Source organism: Nocardiopsis endophytica (assembly GCF_027706725.1).
GTDB lineage: Bacteria > Actinomycetota > Actinomycetes > Streptosporangiales > Streptosporangiaceae > Nocardiopsis_A > Nocardiopsis_A endophytica.
The window spans coordinates 1-18,959 of sequence record NZ_JAQFWQ010000084.1; the positions used below are offsets into that span (position 1 = coordinate 1).

At 74.2% G+C, this 18,959-nt stretch carries 19 protein-coding genes; 12 read left to right on the top strand and 7 right to left on the bottom strand.

What is annotated here, in order from left to right:
* Window positions 1-209: 209 nt before the first annotated feature.
* Window positions 210-434: a hypothetical protein gene (locus tag O4J56_RS23325; RefSeq protein WP_270688662.1), complete on the bottom strand. Its 225-nt coding sequence runs from the start codon at window positions 432-434 to the stop codon at window positions 210-212.
* Window positions 435-580: 146 nt separating this feature from the next.
* On the opposite strand from O4J56_RS23325, the gene O4J56_RS23330 reads away from it, so the two are divergent.
* Window positions 581-1,021: a pyridoxamine 5'-phosphate oxidase family protein gene (locus O4J56_RS23330; protein ID WP_270688663.1), complete on the top strand. Its 441-nt coding sequence runs from the start codon at window positions 581-583 to the stop codon at window positions 1,019-1,021.
* Window positions 1,022-1,058: 37 nt separating this feature from the next.
* Here the strand turns inward: O4J56_RS23330 and O4J56_RS23335 are convergent, their stop codons facing one another.
* Complete coding sequence (locus tag O4J56_RS23335; RefSeq protein ID WP_270688665.1) at window positions 1,059-2,696, bottom strand: flavin-containing monooxygenase; 1,638 nt, start codon at window positions 2,694-2,696, stop codon at window positions 1,059-1,061.
* Window positions 2,697-2,867: 171 nt separating this feature from the next.
* Here O4J56_RS23335 and O4J56_RS23340 point away from each other — a divergent pair, with 171 nt between their 5' ends.
* The 4 genes from O4J56_RS23340 (at window position 2,868) to O4J56_RS23355 (ending at window position 6,216) form a co-directional block, all read left to right on the top strand.
* Window positions 2,868-3,539 carry an FMN-binding negative transcriptional regulator gene (locus O4J56_RS23340; protein WP_270688667.1) on the top strand — a complete coding sequence of 224 codons (672 nt, stop codon included), beginning with the start codon at window positions 2,868-2,870 and terminating at the stop codon, window positions 3,537-3,539.
* A 141-nt stretch (window positions 3,540-3,680) separates the two neighbouring features.
* Window positions 3,681-5,120: a PTS ascorbate transporter subunit IIC gene (locus tag O4J56_RS23345; protein WP_270688669.1), complete on the top strand. Its 1,440-nt coding sequence runs from the start codon at window positions 3,681-3,683 to the stop codon at window positions 5,118-5,120.
* Window positions 5,121-5,155: 35 nt separating this feature from the next.
* Window positions 5,156-5,455: a PTS sugar transporter subunit IIB gene (locus O4J56_RS23350; RefSeq protein WP_270688670.1), complete on the top strand. Its 300-nt coding sequence runs from the start codon at window positions 5,156-5,158 to the stop codon at window positions 5,453-5,455.
* A complete protein-coding gene (locus O4J56_RS23355) occupies window positions 5,452-6,216 on the top strand; it encodes a sugar isomerase domain-containing protein (RefSeq protein ID WP_270688671.1) in 765 nt (254 codons plus the stop codon). The genes O4J56_RS23350 and O4J56_RS23355 overlap by 4 nt, the downstream gene beginning before the upstream one ends.
* A 32-nt stretch (window positions 6,217-6,248) precedes the next feature.
* Here O4J56_RS23355 and O4J56_RS23360 read toward each other — a convergent pair whose 3' ends face one another.
* The gene (locus tag O4J56_RS23360; RefSeq protein ID WP_270688672.1) at window positions 6,249-7,037 is read right to left on the bottom strand and encodes a sulfite exporter TauE/SafE family protein; all 789 of its coding nucleotides are present in this window, start codon (window positions 7,035-7,037) and stop codon (window positions 6,249-6,251) included.
* A gap of 302 nt (window positions 7,038-7,339) precedes the next feature.
* Between O4J56_RS23360 and O4J56_RS23365 the strand changes: the two genes are divergently transcribed.
* Window positions 7,340-8,413, top strand: coding sequence for a nitronate monooxygenase (locus tag O4J56_RS23365; protein ID WP_270688674.1), 1,074 nt, complete (start codon window positions 7,340-7,342; stop codon window positions 8,411-8,413).
* A gap of 35 nt (window positions 8,414-8,448) precedes the next feature.
* Here the strand turns inward: O4J56_RS23365 and O4J56_RS23370 are convergent, their stop codons facing one another.
* Complete coding sequence (locus O4J56_RS23370) at window positions 8,449-9,807, bottom strand: hypothetical protein (protein WP_270688676.1); 1,359 nt, start codon at window positions 9,805-9,807, stop codon at window positions 8,449-8,451.
* Window positions 9,808-9,874: 67 nt separating this feature from the next.
* The gene (locus O4J56_RS23375) at window positions 9,875-10,732 is read right to left on the bottom strand and encodes an alpha/beta fold hydrolase (protein ID WP_270688677.1); all 858 of its coding nucleotides are present in this window, start codon (window positions 10,730-10,732) and stop codon (window positions 9,875-9,877) included.
* Window positions 10,733-10,930: 198 nt separating this feature from the next.
* On the opposite strand from O4J56_RS23375, the gene O4J56_RS23380 reads away from it, so the two are divergent.
* On the top strand, window positions 10,931-11,848 hold the full coding sequence (locus tag O4J56_RS23380) for an oxygenase MpaB family protein (RefSeq protein WP_270688678.1): 918 nt from the start codon (window positions 10,931-10,933) through the stop codon (window positions 11,846-11,848).
* A 9-nt stretch (window positions 11,849-11,857) separates the two neighbouring features.
* Window positions 11,858-12,076, top strand: coding sequence for a DUF3099 domain-containing protein (locus O4J56_RS23385; protein WP_270688679.1), 219 nt, complete (start codon window positions 11,858-11,860; stop codon window positions 12,074-12,076).
* Between the two features lie 49 nt (window positions 12,077-12,125).
* Here O4J56_RS23385 and O4J56_RS23390 read toward each other — a convergent pair whose 3' ends face one another.
* Complete coding sequence (locus O4J56_RS23390) at window positions 12,126-13,226, bottom strand: pyridoxal-phosphate-dependent aminotransferase family protein (RefSeq protein ID WP_270688680.1); 1,101 nt, start codon at window positions 13,224-13,226, stop codon at window positions 12,126-12,128.
* Window positions 13,227-13,429: 203 nt separating this feature from the next.
* Here O4J56_RS23390 and O4J56_RS23395 point away from each other — a divergent pair, with 203 nt between their 5' ends.
* The 4 genes from O4J56_RS23395 to O4J56_RS23410 all read left to right on the top strand — a co-directional run bounded on the left by O4J56_RS23395 (window position 13,430) and on the right by O4J56_RS23410 (window position 18,066).
* Window positions 13,430-14,020 carry a GNAT family N-acetyltransferase gene (locus O4J56_RS23395; protein ID WP_270688681.1) on the top strand — a complete coding sequence of 197 codons (591 nt, stop codon included), beginning with the start codon at window positions 13,430-13,432 and terminating at the stop codon, window positions 14,018-14,020.
* A gap of 43 nt (window positions 14,021-14,063) precedes the next feature.
* Complete coding sequence (locus O4J56_RS23400; RefSeq protein ID WP_270688682.1) at window positions 14,064-15,578, top strand: aminopeptidase P family protein; 1,515 nt, start codon at window positions 14,064-14,066, stop codon at window positions 15,576-15,578.
* A gap of 157 nt (window positions 15,579-15,735) precedes the next feature.
* The gene (gene rox / locus O4J56_RS23405) at window positions 15,736-17,163 is read left to right on the top strand and encodes a rifampin monooxygenase (RefSeq protein WP_270688683.1); all 1,428 of its coding nucleotides are present in this window, start codon (window positions 15,736-15,738) and stop codon (window positions 17,161-17,163) included.
* Between the two features lie 123 nt (window positions 17,164-17,286).
* A complete protein-coding gene (locus O4J56_RS23410; protein ID WP_270688684.1) occupies window positions 17,287-18,066 on the top strand; it encodes a potassium channel family protein in 780 nt (259 codons plus the stop codon).
* 4 nt (window positions 18,067-18,070) lie between these two features.
* Here the strand turns inward: O4J56_RS23410 and O4J56_RS23415 are convergent, their stop codons facing one another.
* Window positions 18,071-18,952 carry an NAD(P)-dependent oxidoreductase gene (locus tag O4J56_RS23415; RefSeq protein ID WP_270688686.1) on the bottom strand — a complete coding sequence of 294 codons (882 nt, stop codon included), beginning with the start codon at window positions 18,950-18,952 and terminating at the stop codon, window positions 18,071-18,073.
* Window positions 18,953-18,959: the final 7 nt, after the last annotated feature.

The window sequence follows — 18,959 nt, forward strand, 5'->3', positions numbered from 1 at the left end:
GGGAAGTCGGGCTTATCGTGTCCGGTTCAACCCCGAGTTCCCCGAGATCATCGCGGGGAGGGCCGCCCGGGCGGGACAAACCAGGCATAGCGGGCAGCAGGAGAGGGGGCCGGGCATCCTGCGTCGTGGAATCGACGCTTTCGGGCTGATCAGGTGTCGGTTTCACCACCCGATATGACCCCGGGGCGCCCGCCGCCCGCTCTGCGCTCTCAGGCCGCGTGGCCGGCGGGCTCGCGGGAGGACGTGGCGGCCGGGGCCGGCGCCGCGGGGTTCGCCGCGGGGGCCGTCGCACCGGGGCGGGGGACGCCCGCCCTGTCGTCGAGGCGGTTCTGCAGCGCCGCGTTGGCGATATAGGCGATCGCGCCGAGCGCGACCACTGCGATCCCGCCCAGGGAGATGGCGAGGACGGTGGTGATGAGGGCGGTGTCGACCATGTGCGGCCTCCTGTCGGTGGCACGGTCGGGGCGGAGAGCCCCGCGCCTCCGAGAGTAATCACCGTTCACTGAAGTACGCACCGTTCCTGTAAGTGAACTCCGTCATATCTTCGCGCCGGACCGGCGGGGCGGCGTAGGTTCGGGGCATGGCCGAACTGAGCGGGGTCCAGTCCGTGATCGACCGGGGCGGCCACCGCGCCGTCGTCTCCGCCGTCCGCGCCGACGGGTCGGTCCAGTCCAGCCTCGTCGCCGCAGGGCTGACGGAGCACCCGGTCACCGGGGAGCCCGCCGCCGCCTTCACCACCGTCACCGGTGCGGTCAAGCTGCGGCTGCTCAGGGCGCGCCCGCAGGCCTCCCTGGTCTTCCAGGCCGGATACCACTGGGCGAGCGTCGCCGGACACACCGACCTGATCGGCTACGACGACCCCTGCGACGGTGTCGACGCCGCCCGCCTGCGCGCGCTCCTGCGCGAGGTCTTCACCGCCGCGGGCGGGACCCACGACGACTGGGCCGAGTACGACAGGGCCATGGAGGAGCAGCGGCGCACCGCCGTCCTCATCCGGCCGGACCGCGTCTTCGCCATGTGAGGGACGGGGCGCCGGGAGGGCGCTCCGCGGCGCCGGCTCATGCCCGGCTGAGGCGGAACCCCTCGTAGCCCGACGCCTCCACCTGCTCCAGCACGTCCCGGTACACGTCGACCCCGCCCGGATACGGCATGAACACGCGGGGCTTCCCCGGCACGTTGGCCCCCATGTACCAGGAGGCGGCGCGCGGGAACAGCGTGGCCCCGGCGACCTCCTGCACGTGGGCGACCCACCGCCGCTGCGCCTCGGGGTCGGCCTCGACGACCTCCGCGCCCCGCTCGCGCGCCGACGCGATCAGGCCGGTGATCCACTCCACGTGCTGCTCGATCGAGACCACCATGTTGCTGAGCACCGACGGGCTCCCCGGCCCCGTGACCGTGAACATGTTCGGGAACCCGGCCACCGCCAGCCCCAGGTGGGCGGCGGGGCCCTCGGCCCAGGCCTCGCGCAGCCGCAGTCCGCCGCGCCCGCACGGGTCGACGGCGGTCAGGGCGCCGGTCATCGCGTCGTAGCCGGTGGCCAGCACCAGGTCGTCGGCCGGGTACTCGCGGCGGGCGGTGGCCACCCCGCCGGGCGCCGCCCCGGCGAGCGGCTCGGCGCGCAGGTCCACCAGGCGCACGCCGTCGCGGTTGAAGGTGCCGAAGTACCCCGAGTCGATGCACGGCCGCTTGGTGCCGAAGGGGTGGCTGCGCGGGGCCAGCGCCTCGGCCGTGGCGGGGTCGTCGACGGCCTCGGCGATGCGCGCACGGATGAAGTCCGCGGCCGTCGCGTTGGCGTCGGCGTCGGTGGTCAGGTCGTTGTAGGAGCGCAGCATCCCGAAGAGCCCGCCGTGCTCCCAGGCCTCCCGGTAGGTGGCGGTGCGCTCCTCCTCGGACACGTCGAGGGCCGACCGGTCGGCCTTGCGGCCGGGGATGCCCGTGGGCGACCTCCGCGCCTGCGCGCGGCGCTCGCGGTAGCGGCGCTTGACGGCGTCCTGCTCGCCCGGGGCGAGCGGGCGGTCGTTGGCCGGCAGGCTGAAGTTGGCGGTGCGCTGGAAGACGGTGACCTCGGCCGCCGCCTCCGCGATGACCGGGACGGCCTGGATGCCCGAGGATCCGGTGCCGATGACCGCCACCCTGCGCCCGGTGAAGTCCACCTCCTCGTGGGGCCAGCGCCCGGTGTGGAACACCCGCCCCTGGAACCGCTCCAGGCCGTCGATCCCCGGGGCCTTGGGGACCGACAGGCACCCGGTGGCCATGACCAGGTACCGGGCGGCGAAGGCGTCCCCGCCGCCGGTGCACACGCGCCAGACCCGGTCGGCGCCGTCCCAGGCCGCCGCGGTCGCGCGTGTGTCGGTGCGCACGTCCCGGCGCAGGTCGAACCGGTCGGCCACGTGCTCGATGTAGTCCAGGATCTCGGCCTGGCCGGGGTAGCGCCGGGTCCACGACCACTCCTGCTCCAGGGCGGGGTCGAACGAGTAGGAGTAGTCCATGCTCTCCACGTCGCAGCGTGCGCCCGGGTAGCGGTTCCAGTACCAGGTGCCGCCGATGCCCGACCCGGCCTCCAGGGCAAGCGCGCGCAGGCCCAGCCCGCGCAGCCGGTGGAGCAGGTAGAGCCCCGCGAAGCCGGCGCCGACGACCAGGACGTCGAGGCCGTCGGGCGAGGCGGGGGAGGTCGCGGGGTGCGGAGAGGACGGCATGCGGCGCCTCCGGGGGCAACGGCGTCGGGCGCGCCCGAGGGGCGGCGCGCGTGGCCTGAACGTAGGTCGGGCCGGTGCGGCGGTCAACGGCCCCCGGGGGTGCACCGCGCCGCGCCCCGGTATGTACGATGGGGAAAGATTTTTGCACTAGTTGGTTATGGAGGGCCTGCCGTGTACGTGCCCGCGCACTTCTCCGCCCCTGAAGGGGCCGTCGAGCGCCTGCTCGGCGCGCCCACTGCGGCCGACCTCGTCACCGCCGCCGGCGACGGGTTCGACGCCACCCCCGTCCCCTTCGTCCACGTCCCGGACGGGGAGGGCGGTGACGGCGGGTCCGGGCCCGGCAGGCTCGTGGGGCACCTCGCGCGCAACAACGACCAGTGGCGCGCCGGTGCCGGGGACGGCGCCCCGGCCATGGTCATCGTGCGCGGCCCCGACGCCTACGTCTCGCCCTCCTGGTACCCCTCGAAGCGGGAGCACGGGCGCACGGTCCCCACGTGGAACTACGTCACCGCCCACGTGCACGGCCGGCTCGTCGCCCACGACGACCCCGGATGGACCGAGTGGGCCGTGCGCTTGCTCACCGAGCGGCACGAGGGCGGCCGCCCCGACCCCTGGTCGGTCGACGACGCCCCGCGCGCGTTCACCGAGGGCATGCTCCGCGCCATCGTCGGGATCGAGGTGCGCATCCACCGCATCGAGGGCAAGTGGAAGCTCGGGCAGAACCGCTCCGAGGCCGACCGCGCCGGGACGGCCGCCGGACTGCGGGGCGAGGGCGGCGCCCCGGGGGCGGCCGTCGCCGAGGAGATGGAGCGTGTGGAGCGCCTGGAGCGCTTGGGGCGGTGACCGGGTCCCCGGGGCCCGCACACTGCGGAACTGTGATGTGATCGGGGCCACTTCGAGACCGCGGCTGCCCAGAGTGGGAGGCCGGTATAGACCGGTCGAGGGCGCGCGGGCGGGGCCCGCCGCCCGGCTGCGGAGGCGCCCATGGAGACCGTGCGAGCCGTCCTGATCTGGATCGCCGACAACGTGTTCGGCCAGGTGGCCATCCTCATCGGCCTGATCACCCTGCTCGGGCTGCTCCTGCAGCGCAAGCCGGTCGAGGAGGTGGTCGGCGGCGCCCTGAGGGCGGTGCTGGGGATCGTCATCCTGTTCGTCGGCATCGAACTGTTCACCGGCGGCCTGGGCGACTTCCAGACCATCGTCTCCAGCGCGGTGGGGGCCGACCCGCCCGCCTCGGAGAACACCCTGGACGGGTTCCTGGGCGAGCACGGCGGGACCGTCGCCCTGGTCATCACGCTGGGCTTCGCCCTGCACCTGCTGCTCGTGCGCGTCTTCCCCGCCGCCCGCAACGTCTACCTCACCGGCCACCTGATGTTCTGGGTGAGCGTGGTCATCACCGCCTCCCTGGTCGAGGCGTTCGGCGACCTGCCCCAGGCCGTCCTGGTGGGCAGCGGGTCGGTGCTCATCGCCTGCTACTGGACCCTGCAGCCCATGTGGATCGCCCCGTTCATGCGCAGGGTGACCGGCCGCGACGACTTCGGGCTGGGCCACACCACCTCCACCCTGGCGCTGCTCACGGCGGTGGTCGCCAAGCCCCTCGGCGACCCCGAACGGCACGGCACCGAGAAGCTGAGCCTGCCCCGCCGCCTGTCCTTCTTCAAGGACGTCAACGTCAGCACCGCCCTGGTGATCGGCGCCATCCTGCTGGTCGCCATGGCCTTCGCCGACCCGGCCACCGTCGCCGAGGCCGCTGCCGCCTACGACGAGAACATCGACCCCTGGGCCTGGGGCGTCATCGCCGCCTTCCGGTTCGCCGCGGGCATCGCCATCCTCCTCTACGGCGTGCGCATGTTCCTCGCCGAGATCGTCCCCGCCTTCAAGGGGGTGGGCGAGAAGGTCGTCCCCGGCTCCAAGCCCGCCCTGGACATCCCCACCGTCTTCCCCGCCGCCCCGACCGCCGTGATGATCGGGTTCGTCGTCAGCACCGGCGTGTTCCTCGCCTTCCTGGGCGTCTTCGCCGCCACCGGGTGGTTCACCCTCGTCCCGCCGATGATCATGCTGTTCTTCGGCGGAGGGGCGGCCGGGGTCTTCGGCAACGCGGTCGCCGGGTGGCGCGGCGCCGTGGCCGGCGGCGTGCTCAACGGCGTCATCCTCGCCGTCGGACAGGCCGTGGCGTGGGGCATGCTGTCCGGGACCGCCCCGGAGCTGGCCACCCTCGCCGACGCCGACTGGTACGCGATCACCGCCCTCCTGCTCGGCCTGGGAGCCGTCCTCCCCGGGGTGTGGCCGGTGACGGCGCTCGTCGGCGCGGTGACGGTGGGGCTGCTCACCTGGCTGTCGCTGCGGGCCCGGAGGAGGGAGCGCGCCCGGCCGAAGGAGCGCGCGCGGGACGATGAGCAGGAGCCGGAAACCCCGGGAACATAGGGAAACCACTAGGCTCGACCGGAGAAGAGGCGACGATGGCGCGTTCGAACCCCCTGACGGTGCTCACCGTGTGCGGCGTGGGGATGGGGAGCAGCCTCATCCTGAAGATGACCGCCGAGGGAGCGCTCAGCGACCTGGGGGTCCAGGCCCGTGTGGAGAACGCCGACCTGACCACCGCCCGGGGCATGGCGGCCGACGTCGTCATCGGCCAGGGCATGCACATGGGCGAGATGGAGGGGACCGCTCCGGTCGTGGTCGCGGTCGACGACTTCCTCGACCGCGACGGGCTCGCCCGCGAGCTCCGCGGGCCGCTGGAAGAGCAGGGCTGGCTGTGACGCACACCGAGGAGGAGCCGATGGACGCCTACCACGGCGGCGGGGACTTCGGGGCCCGCATGCGCGACCGGCTGGAGGAGGTCCAGCGGGCCAACGCCGGCGTGCTGGAGGAGGTCGCCGCCCTCCTGGTCGAGCGGGCCGTCCGCGGCGACGGCATGGTCCTGGTGGCGGGCTCGGGCCACTCGATGATCGCGGTGGCCGAGGCCTTCTTCCGCGCCGGGGGGCTGGCCCCGGTCAAACCGCTCTACGACCCCGAGCTGCTGCCGCTGCACGGCGCCGCCGCGGCCACCGCCGCCGAGCGCCGGAGCGGCCTGGCCGACCGGGTCCTGGAGGGCGCCGGCGCCGACGCCCGGGACCTGCTGTTCGTGTTCTCCACCTCGGGGGTCAACCCCTACCCGGTGGAGCTGGCGCGCGAGGCGCGCGGCCGGGGGCTGCCGGTGGTGGCCTTCACCTCCCGGGCCTGCGCGGCCGCCGCGCCGCGCCGGGCGGGCGGGACCCTGGCCGAGGAGGCGGGCCTGGTGGTGGACACCCTGGTCGACCCCGGGGACGCCGCCTACCCCCAGGCCGACCCGGTGACCGCGCCGCTTTCCAGCCTGGTCAACTCCTACCTGTGGAACCTGCTGCTGGCCTCGGTGCACGACCGGGTGAGCAAGGAGGGGCTGGAGCCGCCGCTGTGGCGGTCGGCCAACATGCCCGGCGGAGACGAGGCGAACAAGCGGTTCTTCTCCCGGTACGGGCCGCGCGTGCCCGAGCTGGGCTGAGGCGGCGGTAGCGGCGGTCCGCGGCCGGAGCCTCAGCGCAGGGCCGACACGAACAGGTGGGCGGCCAGCGCGAACCCGGCCAGGGAGACGGCCCACCGCAGGGGGCGCTCGGGCAGGCGGCGCACCAGCGCCGGGCCCATCGCGCTGCCCAGCAGGCACCCGCACGCCAGGGCGGCCGCCGCCCACCAGTTCACGGGCGCCAGGAACGCGTAGGAGACGGCGGCGACGAGGTTGGCGGCGCCGGTGGTGAGGTTCTTCAGGGCATTGGACACCGCGAGCGACTCGTCCAGGGCGACGCTCAGCAGTGCCAGCATGAGCACGCCCGCCGCGGCCCCGAAGTAGCCGCCGTAGACGCCCACCAGCGCCACGGCCACCCCCAGGGCCACGGGCCCCGAGCGCCCGCCTCGCCCCGTGCCCCGCCGCCCGCCGCGGGCGGCCGCGCGCGCTGCGAGGCGGCGCACCGTGTCGCGCCCGATCAGCAGGAGCGACCCCAGGGCGATGAGCCAGGGCACGATCAGCTCGAACACCCCTTCGTCGGTGTTGAGCAGCAGCCAGGCGCCCATGGCCCCGCCCGCGGCGGCGAGCGCGCCGAAGCGGACGATGCGCCCGCGCTGTCCGCGCAGCTCGGAGCGGGAGGCGGCGGCCGAGCCGACGGTGGTGGAGAACAGCCCGACGGTGTTGGTGACGTTGGCGGCGATGGGCGGCAGCCCGACGGCCAGCAGTGCGGGGTAGCTGAACAGCGACGCCAGCCCGGCGACCGAGCCGACCAGCCCCGCCGCGAACCCGGCGGCGACGAGGAGGGCGGCGGCTGCGGGGTCCATGCGCTCCTCCTGGTCCGGCCCGGCCGACCGGCGGGGCGGGCGCCCGGCCGGATCATCATCCGATTATGGGACATCTCCCGGGCGCGCGGACGGGCGGGGCCCCGGCGGGCCCGGGCCCCGCCCCTGGGGAAAGGGGGCGGGACGCCGGGTGGCCGCAGGGTCACACCATGGAATTGAGGGTAGCCTCAATCTTTCTCGATGGCGAGAGAAACCGGCAGGGAATCCCGGGCCGACCCCGTTGCGCGCATCGGTGCCGGGTGTGGCAGTCTGCTGGCGCAACCGGTGGAGGAGGTCGTCCGAACGTGGGCCAGGACGCAGCGCAGACCGTGGTGACCAGTACGCTCACGGCCCCCGGGGCGGTCCCCGTGGTGGGCGCCCCCATGGCGGGCGGGGCCAGCACGCCCGAACTCGTGGCCGCCGTCAACGCGGCGGGCGGCCTCGGCTTCCTCGCGGGCGGCTACAAGAGCGCCGACGCCCTGGCGTCCCAGATCGCGCGTACGCGCGATCTGACCGGCCGCCCCTTCGGGGTCAACCTGTTCGTCCCCGGCGAGGACACGGGCGACGGAGAGCAGGTCCGGGGCTACGCGCGCGGGATCGCCAACGACATCGAGGCCCTGGGCGCCGAGCCCGGAGAGCCCCGGTGGAGCGACGACGACTACCCGGCCAAGGTCGCCCTGCTGATCGAGGACCCCGTCCCGGTGGTGAGCTTCACCTTCGGCGCCCCCGACCCCTCCGACGCCGCGGCCCTGCACGCGGCGGGGAGCGCCGTCATGGTGACCGTCACCACCCCGGCCGAAGCGCGCGCGGCGGCCGAGGCCGGCGCCGACGCCCTGAGCGTCCAGGGGGCCGAGGCCGGAGGGCACCAGGGCTCCTTCGACGACGCCGAGGAGCGCACCACGCCCCTGCTCGACCTGCTGTCGCAGGTGCGCGAGGAGGTGGACCTCCCCCTGGTCGCGGCCGGGGGCATCGGCGACGCCGCGGCGGTGCGCAAGGTCCTGTCCCACGGCGCCGTCGCCGCCCAGGTCGGCACGGTCCTGCTGCGGACACCGGAGAGCGGGGCCTCCGAGACCCACAAGCGGGCGCTGGCCGACGAGGTGTTCCCTGGCACCGCGGTGACCCGGGCCTTCAGCGGCCGCAGAGCGCGCGGCCTGGTCAACCGGTTCCTGTCCGCCCACACGGCCGAGGCCCCGGCGGCCTACCCGCAGGTGCACCACCTGACCGGCCCGATGCGCAAGGCCGCGGCGCAGGCGGGCGACACCGAACGCCTCCACCTGTGGGCGGGCACGTCCTACCGCGCGGCCGAGGACCGCCCGGCCGCCGAGGTCGTACGCGCACTGGCCGAGGGGGCGGACGTCACCGGGCCCGGCCGCTCCTGAGGGGTGCGGCCGGGCGGGCCCGGACGGCCCCGCCCCTACTTCGGCACGTACATGCGGATGTCGTCCACGCGGGCGTCGCCCTCGTAGAAGTTCATGTGCGGCTGGCCGATCAGGAAGTGGTCGGGGTAGGCCGACCCCTCGGGCCAGACGTTCTCGTCGGTGTAGGTGCCGTTGTCGGAGGGGTAGGTCCACGTCCGGTCGTAGCGGCCGTCGTACTCCTCCGGCGTCCTGTTGTAGTGCCAGACCGGGTGCTCGCCGTCGTCGAACGGCTGCTCGTAGCGCAGCGTCCTCTCGCCCACGTGCCGGAACTCGCCCGACACCTCCAGGACGTAGCGCCCGTCGCGCCGTTCCACGGCGAACCGGTAGTCCTGGCGCGGCATCGCCTCAGGGACCAGGTCGGCCTGGCTGACGATCCCGCCCCCGTACTCCGTCCCGCACTCACTGTGCATCAGGTACTCGGTGCCGGGCTGGTTGCCGTAGCGCCGGTCCGGGGTCATGAACAGCATGTTGACCCCGTTCCCGCTGCCCCACTCGTACGGCTGCAGTTCGCCGGTGGAGGCGTCACAGTAGCGGAGGCCGCTCCCCGTGTACCGGTACCGGTTGTACCCGTCCATCACCACCTTGCGGTGCGTATGGACGAAGACGTTGTTGTGCGGCGCCGGGCGCTCGTAGTCCATCACCGACAGGAAGTAGAAGCCGTTGGAGTCGCGGGTGACGTCGTACCACTCGCATTCGGGAGGGGAGAAGTCCCCCGAACCCGCCCACGGGAAGTTGGTCTTGCAGTCCGAGGGCGCGTACCCGTTCACCTTCCCGTCGTAGTCCCACTCGCCGTCGCGCTGGCCGCCGAAGTCCACCGTCTTCAGCGTCACCTCGATCCGGTACTCCTCGGGCAGCGCGTCGGTCGAGCGCACGATGACCGCGCCGTGGTGGTCGGGGTTGTCGAACAGGCCGGTCGCCCCCGCGCCGGGGAGGACGTCCCTGCCGAACGACGGCGCGCCCTCCTCCACGCCGCCGCCCGTGTCGCGCGTGGCGAGCTCGGCGGTGAGCCACCCGCCCTTACCGAAGGAGAAGGAGCGCCGGTACAGGTCCACGCCCTCAAGGTGGCGGTCGAAGTCCTCGCCGCCGATGGTGCGGAAGTAGTCGCCGTCGTTGTCGTAGCCCCCGGTGTCGTAGGGGCTCCCGGGCCCGTCCCCGTCGGCGAACCACCCGGTGTCGCCCTCAGGGGCGAACCGGGAGAAGTCCTCGGCGTGCACCAGCCGCCACCCGCCGGGGCCGCCCTCTCCGCCGCCCGGCTCCTGCGCGCCCGCGCGCTGGGCGTCCGCCGCAGCCGCGCACGGCAGAAGCGCGACGGCGGCGAGCGCCCCGGCGGTCCAACGTCGTCCGCCCGTACCCATAACGGCCTCCCGTCTCTCCGCCCCCGGAGCCCCAGGGTGACCGAGAGCCGCCCGCCCGGCCAGGGCCTCACCCGCGCTTGAAGTGCTCCAGGATCGCCGGGATGATCCGCTCGGGGTCCTCCTCGGGCAGCCAGTGCGTGGCGTTGTCCAGACGCACGTACTCGTACGGCCCTTCCACCCAGGCCCCCGTGCCCTCGGCGGCCTCAGCGCCGAAGGCCAGGTCGCCCTCGCCCCACATGTACAGCGTGGGCGCCTGCACCGCGCCCGCGTCCGCGGCGTCGCCCTGCAGCGCGCGGTACCAGCTCAGCGCGGCCGTCAGCGCCCCGGGCTCGGACAGCCGGCGCACGTTGTCCTCGACCAGCGCCTCGGGAACGCGTCCCTCGTAGACGTCCCGGAGCCTGGCCGCGCCGTCCTCCAGGAGCACCTCCTCGGCCTTGCCCACCATGCGGAACAGCCCGATGTAGGACAGCTTCTCCTGCTGTTCCTTGGAGGTGCGCACGACCTCCGTCAGAGCGCGCGGGTGCGGGGTGGAGAGCACGGTCAGCGTGCGGATGCGCTCGGGGCGGCGGTACGCCGCGGGCCAGGCCAGCACCCCGCCCCAGTCGTGCGCGACGAGGTGGAAGCGTTCGTACTCCAGCGCGTCGGCGAAGCCGAACAGGTCCTCGACGAGTTCATCGACGGTGTAGGCGGAGGTGTCCTCGGGCCTGGCGCCGGGGGAGTAGCCGCGCTGGTCGACGGCGACGGCCCGGAACCCGGCCCGCGCGGCGGCGGCGAGCTGCTCGCGCCAGCAGGTCGAGAACTCGGGGAAGCCGTGCAGGAACAGGGCCAGAGGGCCGTCGAGGGGTCCGGCCGCCAGCGCGTCGAAGGACAGACCGCGGACGCTGAGGGTGGTCTGCTCGGCGCCGCCGGAGAGGTGGGGGTCCATGGCGCTCCTCGGTCGAAAGGGTCGAATGGTTCCGGTTGAGCTCGACAACGGTTCCCAACTTAGTGGGCTCCGCTGTCGGACCGGTCGCCCCACCGCCGATCGGACCGGAATACCCGGTGTGCCTAGAATCCGGTTCAGGTGGGCCGCGCACCCCGTGCCGCGGACGCACCGAGCCGCGCAGCGAGAGGAAGTGCCCGCATGGAGCAGCCGACCGCCGTCCCGCCCGAGTCCGTCTCCTGGCGCCTGCACATCGACCGGTCCATGTGGGTGGCCGGGGTCCGCGGACTGATGCTCCAGGCGCTGCACCCGGTGGCGATGCAGGGCGTCTGGCAGCGCTCGGACTTCATGGACGACCCGACGGGGCGGCTGCTGCGCACCGCCGACTTCGTCGCCACCACCACCTACGGCAGCCCCCGGGAGGCCGACGAACTGGGCGCCCGGGTGCGTGCGGTGCACCGGCGGCTGCGCTTCACCGACCCCGAGACCGGCGCACGGTGCCGTGTCGACGACCCCGAACTGCTGCTGTGGGTGCACTGCGCCGAGGTGGTCTCCTACCTGGAGGTGGTCGTCCGCGCCGGGGTCCGCCTGGGGCCGGGGGACGCCGACCGCTACTTCGCCGAGCAGGCGCGCACCGCCGCGCACGTGGGGCTGGACCCCGCGGACGTGCCGGCGTCGGCCGAACGGATGCGCGCCTACCTCGCCTCGGTGCGGCCGGGGCTCCGGGCCGGGGACGAGGCGCGGGCGGCCGTGCGGTTCCTGCTGTGGCCCAAGGTCCCGGCGCACATGCGCGCGCTGGCGCCGTTCAAGCCGCTGTGGCTGCCCGTCGGGGCGCTGGCCTACTACACGCTTCCGCGGTGGGCGCGGAGGGAGTACGGCGTGCTCCCCGAACCGCCGGGGACGCAGGCGGCGGCGACCGCCTCGCTGCGCGCACTGCGCAGGGGACTGCACGCGCTGCCGGACGACATCTACAACCGCGTCTTCGACGAGGCCACCATCGCACGGGCGCGCACCGCCCGGCGGCGCCTCGAGGCCGCGGGCTACGACGTCTCCAAGGGGTTCGCCGGGCTGCGCGACCCCGCCAGGTGGCCCGACCGCCGGCCGGTGGCCGCGCGGTAGCCTGGAGTGATGAAGCGGCGTGCGCGTCGGTATGCCTGGCTGATGGGCGCCTGCCTGGTGCTCTTCGGCGGCTCCCTGCCCGTCTACTACCTTTTCGGCGTGGGGTGGGCGGTGGCCATGTGCGCCGTCGCGATGGTCCTGCCGCCGATCGCGGCCATCATCGGCAACACCCAGGACCCCACCGACCCGCAGGACCACGACGCCTACTACGGGCCCAACGCAGACTGAGGCGCCCCGCGCGCGGCGGGGGCGCCCCAGTGCGGGAGCCGGGCTCCTGTCAGTCCCGCAGGACGGCGCGCAGCGCAGCCAGAACCAGCTCGGCGCGGTCCAGGCGCGCGTTGTGGCCCATCAGGCCGATCCGCCACACCGATGCGGCGTACTCGCCCACACCGGCGCCGATCTCGATGCCGTACTCGGTGAGCAGGCGCTCGCGGACCTTGCCCGAGTCCACCCCTTCGGGCACCTTCACCGAGGTGAGCTGGGGCAGGCGGTGGCCCTCGGCGGCGAACAGCTCCAGGCCCATGTCCTGCAGGCCGTTCTGCAGCCGCTCGCCCGCCGCGCGGTGGCGGGCCGCGACGTCCGGCATGCCCTCGTGCTGGATCCGCTCCAGGGTCCGGTCGAGGGCGGCGACCATGCCCACCGGCGCGGTGTGGTGGTAGGCCCGGCCCCCGCCCGAGCCGCCGCGCACGTAGGCGCCCAGCAGGCCCAGGTCGATGTACCAGACGGGGGGATCCTCCACCCGGCGCTCCCACGCGCGCTCGGAGAAGGTGAACGGCGCCAGCCCCGGGGGAACGCCCAGGCACTTCTGCGTCCCGGAGTAGGCGGCGTCCACCTTCCACTCGTCGACCGCGACCTCGGTCCCGCCGAGGGAGGTGACGCAGTCGGCGATCAGCAGCGTGTCGTCGGAGCGCGCGCGGAGCGCGGCGCCCAGTGCCCCGATGTCGCTCACCACGCCGGTGGAGGTCTCGGCGTGCACGGCGGCGACGACGGCCGGGGAGGGGTGGGCGTCGAGGACGCGCTGTACGTCCACCGGCTCGCCCCAGGCGTGGTCGACGCGCACCACCGTGGCGCCGTAACGGCGCGCGACCTCGCACATCCGCTGGCCGAACAGGCCGTTGACGGCGACGACCGCGGTATCGCCGGGGCGCACGGTGTTGGCGAAGGCGGCCTCCATCCCCAGCGACCCGGTGCCGGACAGCGGCAGGGTCAGCGGGTTGGAGGTGCCCCACAGCGCGCGCAGGCGGTCGCCGGTGCGGTCGAGGACCTTGATGAACTCCGGGTCGAGGTGGCCCAGGATCGGGGCCGAGAGCCCCTGCACGGCCTCGGGGTAGGGGTTGCTCGGTCCGGGTCCCAGGAGGGTGCGCTCGATCAAAGGCATATCCCTCACTCTACGGTGCGCATGGGGAACGCGGGGGAGCCGGGGTGTGGGAGGTCCGCCGCTGTGCGCCGTTCCTCGTCCACAGAAGGGATGATCCGACAGGAAGCACGTGTTCTGCCCCTGGAGGCGGAGGAACCGGGCCCGGCCGCGCCGCGGAGCGCGGCACCGGACGGTTCCGGGGAGACCAGGGGAGAGGAGCGCCGATGAGCGCGCCGGCAGGGCGGATCGAGCGGATCGGGCGGATCGAGGGGCTCACGGTCCGGGTGGCCGACATGGCCGACCCCGGTACGGCCCCCCTGCTGGAGGGCCTGGCCGGGGAGTACACCGCCCGCTACGGGAGGCGCGCCGCCGAGCGCGAGCTCACCGGCACCCCCGACGCCGCCTTCTCCGCGCCCGCCGGCGGCGTGGTGCTCGTCGAGGACGGCGGCCGCGCGGTCGCCGGAGGCGCCTTCCTGCGCAAGGACGCCCGCACCGCCGAGTTCAAGCGCATCTGGACCGATTCCGCGCGCCGCCGCCAGGGCCTCGGCCGCCGCGCGATGGCGGCGCTGGAGGAGGCCGCCGCGGGCCGCGGGTACCGGCGCGCCTACCTGACCACCGGCCCCGAGCAGCCCGAGGCCGTGGCGATGTACGCGCGCCTGGGGTACACGCTCTCCTCCGACGAGGGGACCGACCCCGAGGGGCGCCGCATCTACTACGCCTTCGCCAAGGACCTCGCCGCCCCGGCGGAGCGCGGCGGCCGTCCCGGGGCCGCAGGGCAGGCGGGGGTGCGCGCCGGTGAGGCGTCCTACGATTGACCCAGCGCCGCCACAAGCGGCCGGTACCAGCAGCGAGCGAGCGATGGAGGCCACAGCCGTGACCGAGCAGCAGCACCCCCAGGGGAAGGCGCACAACCCCGGCGGCACCGAGGCGCCCGTGTTCCGGCCCCGCAAGAACGGTCAGGAGCAGAAGGTCTCCGCTGAGCTCTCCGACTGGATGCGCACCGGCTGGGCCGACACCGAGCTGCGCGATGTGGAGCCCGTCGAGCAGGCCGAGCACACGGCCCGGCGCCGCGCCGCGCTGAGCGCGCGCTTCCCCGGCGAGCGCCTGGTGATCCCGGCCGGCGGCCTCAAGACCCGCTCCAACGACACCGAGTACCCCTTCCGCGCGGCCTGCGACTACGTCTACCTGTCGGGCGACCAGTCCGACGACGGCTGCCTGGTGTTCGAGCCGCGCCCCGGCGGGCACGACGTCACCGCCTACCTGCGCCCCCGCTCCAACCGCGAGAACGGCGAGTTCTGGCTGGACGGCCACGGCGAGCTGTGGAGCGGCCGCCGGGACAGCCTCGCCGAGGGCGCCGCCCGCCTGGGGATCGCCACCCACGACGTGCGCGAGCTCCCGGCCGTTCTGGAGAAGGCCGCCGACGGCGCCGCCACCCGCATCGTGCGCGGCCACGACGCCGCGCTGGAGAAGGTCGTCGACGGCCTGCGCGGGGACGCCGGGAAGGCCGCCGAGCGCGACGAGGAGCTGGCCGTCGCCCTGCACGACCTGCGCCTGGTCAAGGACGAGTGGGAGATCGAGCAGCTCCAGAAGGCCGTCGACTCCACCGTGCGCGGCTTCGAGGACGTCGTCGCGGCGCTGCCCGAGGCCAAGGCGACCTCGGAGCGCTACATCGAGGGCACGTTCTTCCTGCGCGCGCGGGTGGAGGGCAACGACGTCGGCTACGGCACCATCGCCGCGTCCGGCCCCAACGCGACCACGCTGCACTGGGTGCGCAACGACGGGCCGGTGCGCGACGGCGAGCTGCTGCTGCTCGACGCCGGTGTGGAGACGGACGAGCTGTACACCGCCGACGTCACGCGCACCCTGCCGATCTCGGGCACCTTCACCGACGTGCAGCGGCGCGTCTACGACCTGGTGTACAAGGCGCAGGAGGCGTCGATCGCGGCGGTCGCCCCGGGGCGCCCCTTCCGCGACTACCACGTCGCGGCGCAGCGCGCGCTCGCCGAGGGCCTGGTCGAGATGGGCCTCCTGGAGGGGCCGGTCGACCGCGTGGTGGAGCTGGGGCTGCAGCGCCGGTACACGCTGCACGGAACCGGGCACATGCTGGGCCTGGACGTGCACGACTGCGCCCGCTCGCGCACCGAGGAGCACGTCTACGGCGAGCTGAAGCCGGGCATGGTGCTCACGGTGGAGCCGGGCCTGTACTTCCAGCCCGACGACCTGACGGTGCCCGAGGAGCTGCGCGGCATCGGCGTCCGGATCGAGGACGACGTGGTCGTGACCGAGGACGGCAACCGCGTGATGTCCGCCGGGCTGCCGCGCCGGTCCGACGAGGTGGAGGCCTGGCTGGCCGCGCGCCTGCCGAAGGCCTAGCCGCGGCGCGGGCGGGCCGACCCTGACCGTCCATTGTGGACGGTCAGGGGCAGGATTCCCCCTGCCACTTTCAAGCTATAGCAGCCCCCGGGGCTTGCCGCAAGACCCTGGTCATGGCGCACAATCGGTCGTCCGAACCGGAGACCGAGGGGACGGCATGAACGATGTGATCGTGGTCGGGGGCGGCCCCACCGGCATGATGCTCGCCGCCGAACTGCGGCTGTGGGGCGTGCGGGTGGCCGTGGTGGAGAAGGACGCGGAGCCGACGCCCGTCGTCCGCTCGCTGGGACTGCACGTGCGCAGCATCGAGGTGATGGACCAGCGCGGGCTGCTCGGCCGGTTCCTGGAGGAGGGCAAGACCTACCCGCTCGGCGGGTTCGCCGGGATCTCCAAGCCGGCGCCGGAGGGGCTCGACACCGCGCACGGCTACATCCTCGGCATCCCGCAGACCATCACCGACCGGCTGCTGGCCGAGCGCGCCGCCGAGCTCGGCGCCGACATCCGGCGCGGCAGCGCGCTGACCGGGTTGTCGCAGGACGAGGAAGGCGTGACCGCCGAACTGGACGACGGGCGGACGCTGCGCGCGCGTTACCTCGTCGGCTGCGACGGCGGCCGCAGCACCGTGCGCCGCCTGCTCGGCATCGGCTTCCCCGGCGAGCCCAGCACCAACGACACGCTGCTGGGCGAGATGGAGGCCACCGCCCCCATCGACGAGATCATCGCGGTGATGACCGAGGTCCGCAAGACCAACCTGCGCTTCGCGGCGGGCCCCGTCCCGGACGGGAGCGGCAGGATCCGCGTCGTCGTCCCCTCCGAGACGGTGGCCGAGGACCGCACCGAACCGCCGGCGTTCGAGGAGTTCCAGCGGCAGTTGCGCGTGTACGCCGGGACCGACTTCGGGGTGCACTCGCCGAGCTGGCTCTCCCGCTTCGGCGACGCCACCCGGCTGGCCGAGCGCTACCGGGAGGGGCGCGTGCTGCTGGCCGGCGACGCGGCGCACATCCACCCGCCGCTGGGCGGGCAGGGCCTCAACCTCGGCGTCCAGGACGCCGTCAACCTCGGCTGGAAGCTGGCCGCCGAGGTCCGCGGCCACGCGCCCGACGGGCTGCTCGACACCTACGGCGCCGAGCGGCACCCGGTGGCGGCGGGCGTCCTGGACAACACCCGCGCCCAGTCCGTGCTGATCTCGACCGACCCCGGCGCACAGGCGGTGCGGCGGCTGCTGTCGGAGCTGATGGACTTTCCGGAGGTGAACCGGTACCTGGTCGAGAAGGTCACGGCGATCGGGGTGCGCTACGACCTGGGCGGCGGGCACCCGCTGGTCGGCGGCCACCTGCGGGACGTCCCGCTGAAGGAGGGGCGCCTCTACGCGCGGATGCACGGCGGGCGCGGCCTGCTGCTGGACCGCACCGGCGGGCTGTCCGTGGCGGGCTGGGAGGACCGGGTCGACCGCATCGCCGACGAGAGCGACGAGCTGGACGTCCCTGGAGTGCTGATCCGCCCGGACGGGCACGTGGTGTGGGCCGGGGAGGAGCAAGGGGAGATGGCGGCGCGCCTGGAGGAGTGGTTCGGTCCGCCGGCCTGACGGGCCGGAGTGCGACCCCCGTGCGCCCCCGGTACAGTCGCGGGGCACGGCCCCTGACGAGGGGCCGTGCCCTGGCGCGGCGCCTTTCCCCCATCACCTGCACGACGACCGGAGCGAACGGGCATGCCCGACACCTACGTCAAAGAGAACAAGCTGGAGACATGGAGGCGGCGCACCTTCGTCCCGCTCCTGGCGGCCTCTCTCGTCTTCTTCGCCGCATACGCGTGGCCGATCATCGACCCCGGGCTGTCCGACACGTGGCGGGTGGTGTGCGAGGCCGCCATCTGGTCGGTGTGGGCGGTCTTCGCCGTCGACTACGCCGCCCGCCTGGCCCTGGCGCCGCGCAAGGGCTTCTTCATCCGCCGCAACTGGTTCGACCTGCTGGTCATCGTCCTGCCGGTCCTGCGCCCCCTGCGGCTGGTGCAGGTGATCCTCGTACTCGGGTTCATCAACAAGCGGGCCCGGATGGTGACCCTGCGCCGGAGCGTGGCCTGGTACGCGGGGGCCGGCGCGGTGCTGCTGGTCGTGTGCGCCGCCCTGGCGGTCCTCGACGCCGAGCGGGCGTCGCCCGACGCCGTGATCACGGACTTCCCCGAGGCCCTGTGGTGGGCCGCCACCACGGTCACCACGGTGGGCTACGGCGACTTCTACCCGGTGACCCTGTGGGGGCGCGTCGTGGCGATCGTGCTGTTCACCGCCGGGATCGCCCTGCTGGGCGTGGTCACCGGGACCCTGGCCTCCTGGTTCGTGGAGAAGCTCGACACCGCCCAGGAGACCGCCTCGGCGACACAGGGGCAGGTCGAGGACCTGATGGAGGAGGTCCGCGCCCTGCGTGCCGAACTCGCCGCGCGCACGGCCCCCCGCCCGCAGGCGGAGGGGCCGGGCGCCGGCCCGGCGGACTGACCGGTCACCGCGCCAGCAGGTCGACCACGCCGGTCAGGTCCTCCTTTCCGTCGCCTTCGGCCAGGCGGCGGCGCATCAGCGCGAAGTAGGGCGTGAGCAGTTCCGGGCTGACGCCCTGCTGCTCGGCGGTGTCCAGGAAGGTGGGCGTCCCGGCGACCTGCATGGCGAGGGTGGAGACGACGCCCTTGGTGTAGTCGCCGCTGCGCAGCTGCTCGGCGGTCTGGTGGACCGACGGCGCCAGGGCGGTGAGCCAGCCGGCGAGCAGCGGGGCGAGGGACGCGGGGTCGATGTCCTCCTTGCGGATCAGGGCGAAGGCGTGCGCGGCCCCGGCGAACATCCCGTACATGGCGCTGAGCAGGGCCACGTCGTGCAGGGCCGCGAAGCCCGCGTCCTCGCCGACGTACTCGGTGCCCAGGGGCGCGCCCAGGACCTCCCTGTGCCGTTCGAACAGGTCCCGCGGGCCGCTGTAGAACACGTAGCCGCCGGCCTCGGGGACGCCGACCATCGGGGGCACGGCCATGATCCCGCCGTCCAGGTAGCGGGCGCCGCGCCCGTGGGCCCAGGCGGCGCGTCCCCGGGCCTGGCCGGGGGTGCCCGTGGTCAGGTTGACCAGGTCCTTGCCGTCCAGGTCGGCGCCGGCCAGCGCCTCCTCGACCGAGGCGTCGTCCAGCAGGCAGGTGACGACCAGGGTGTTCGCCTCCACCGCCGCGGCGGCGCTCTCCGCGGCCCGCGCGCCCTCGGCGGCGAGCGCGGCGGCGCGGGACGGGGTGCGGTTCCAGACGGTGACGGGGTGGCCCGCGGCGAGCCAGGCGCGGGCCAGGGCGGTCCCCATGGCGCCCAAGCCAAGCAGGGCGAGCGGGGTCTTCTCATCGGTGTTCGCTGTCATGCCGACG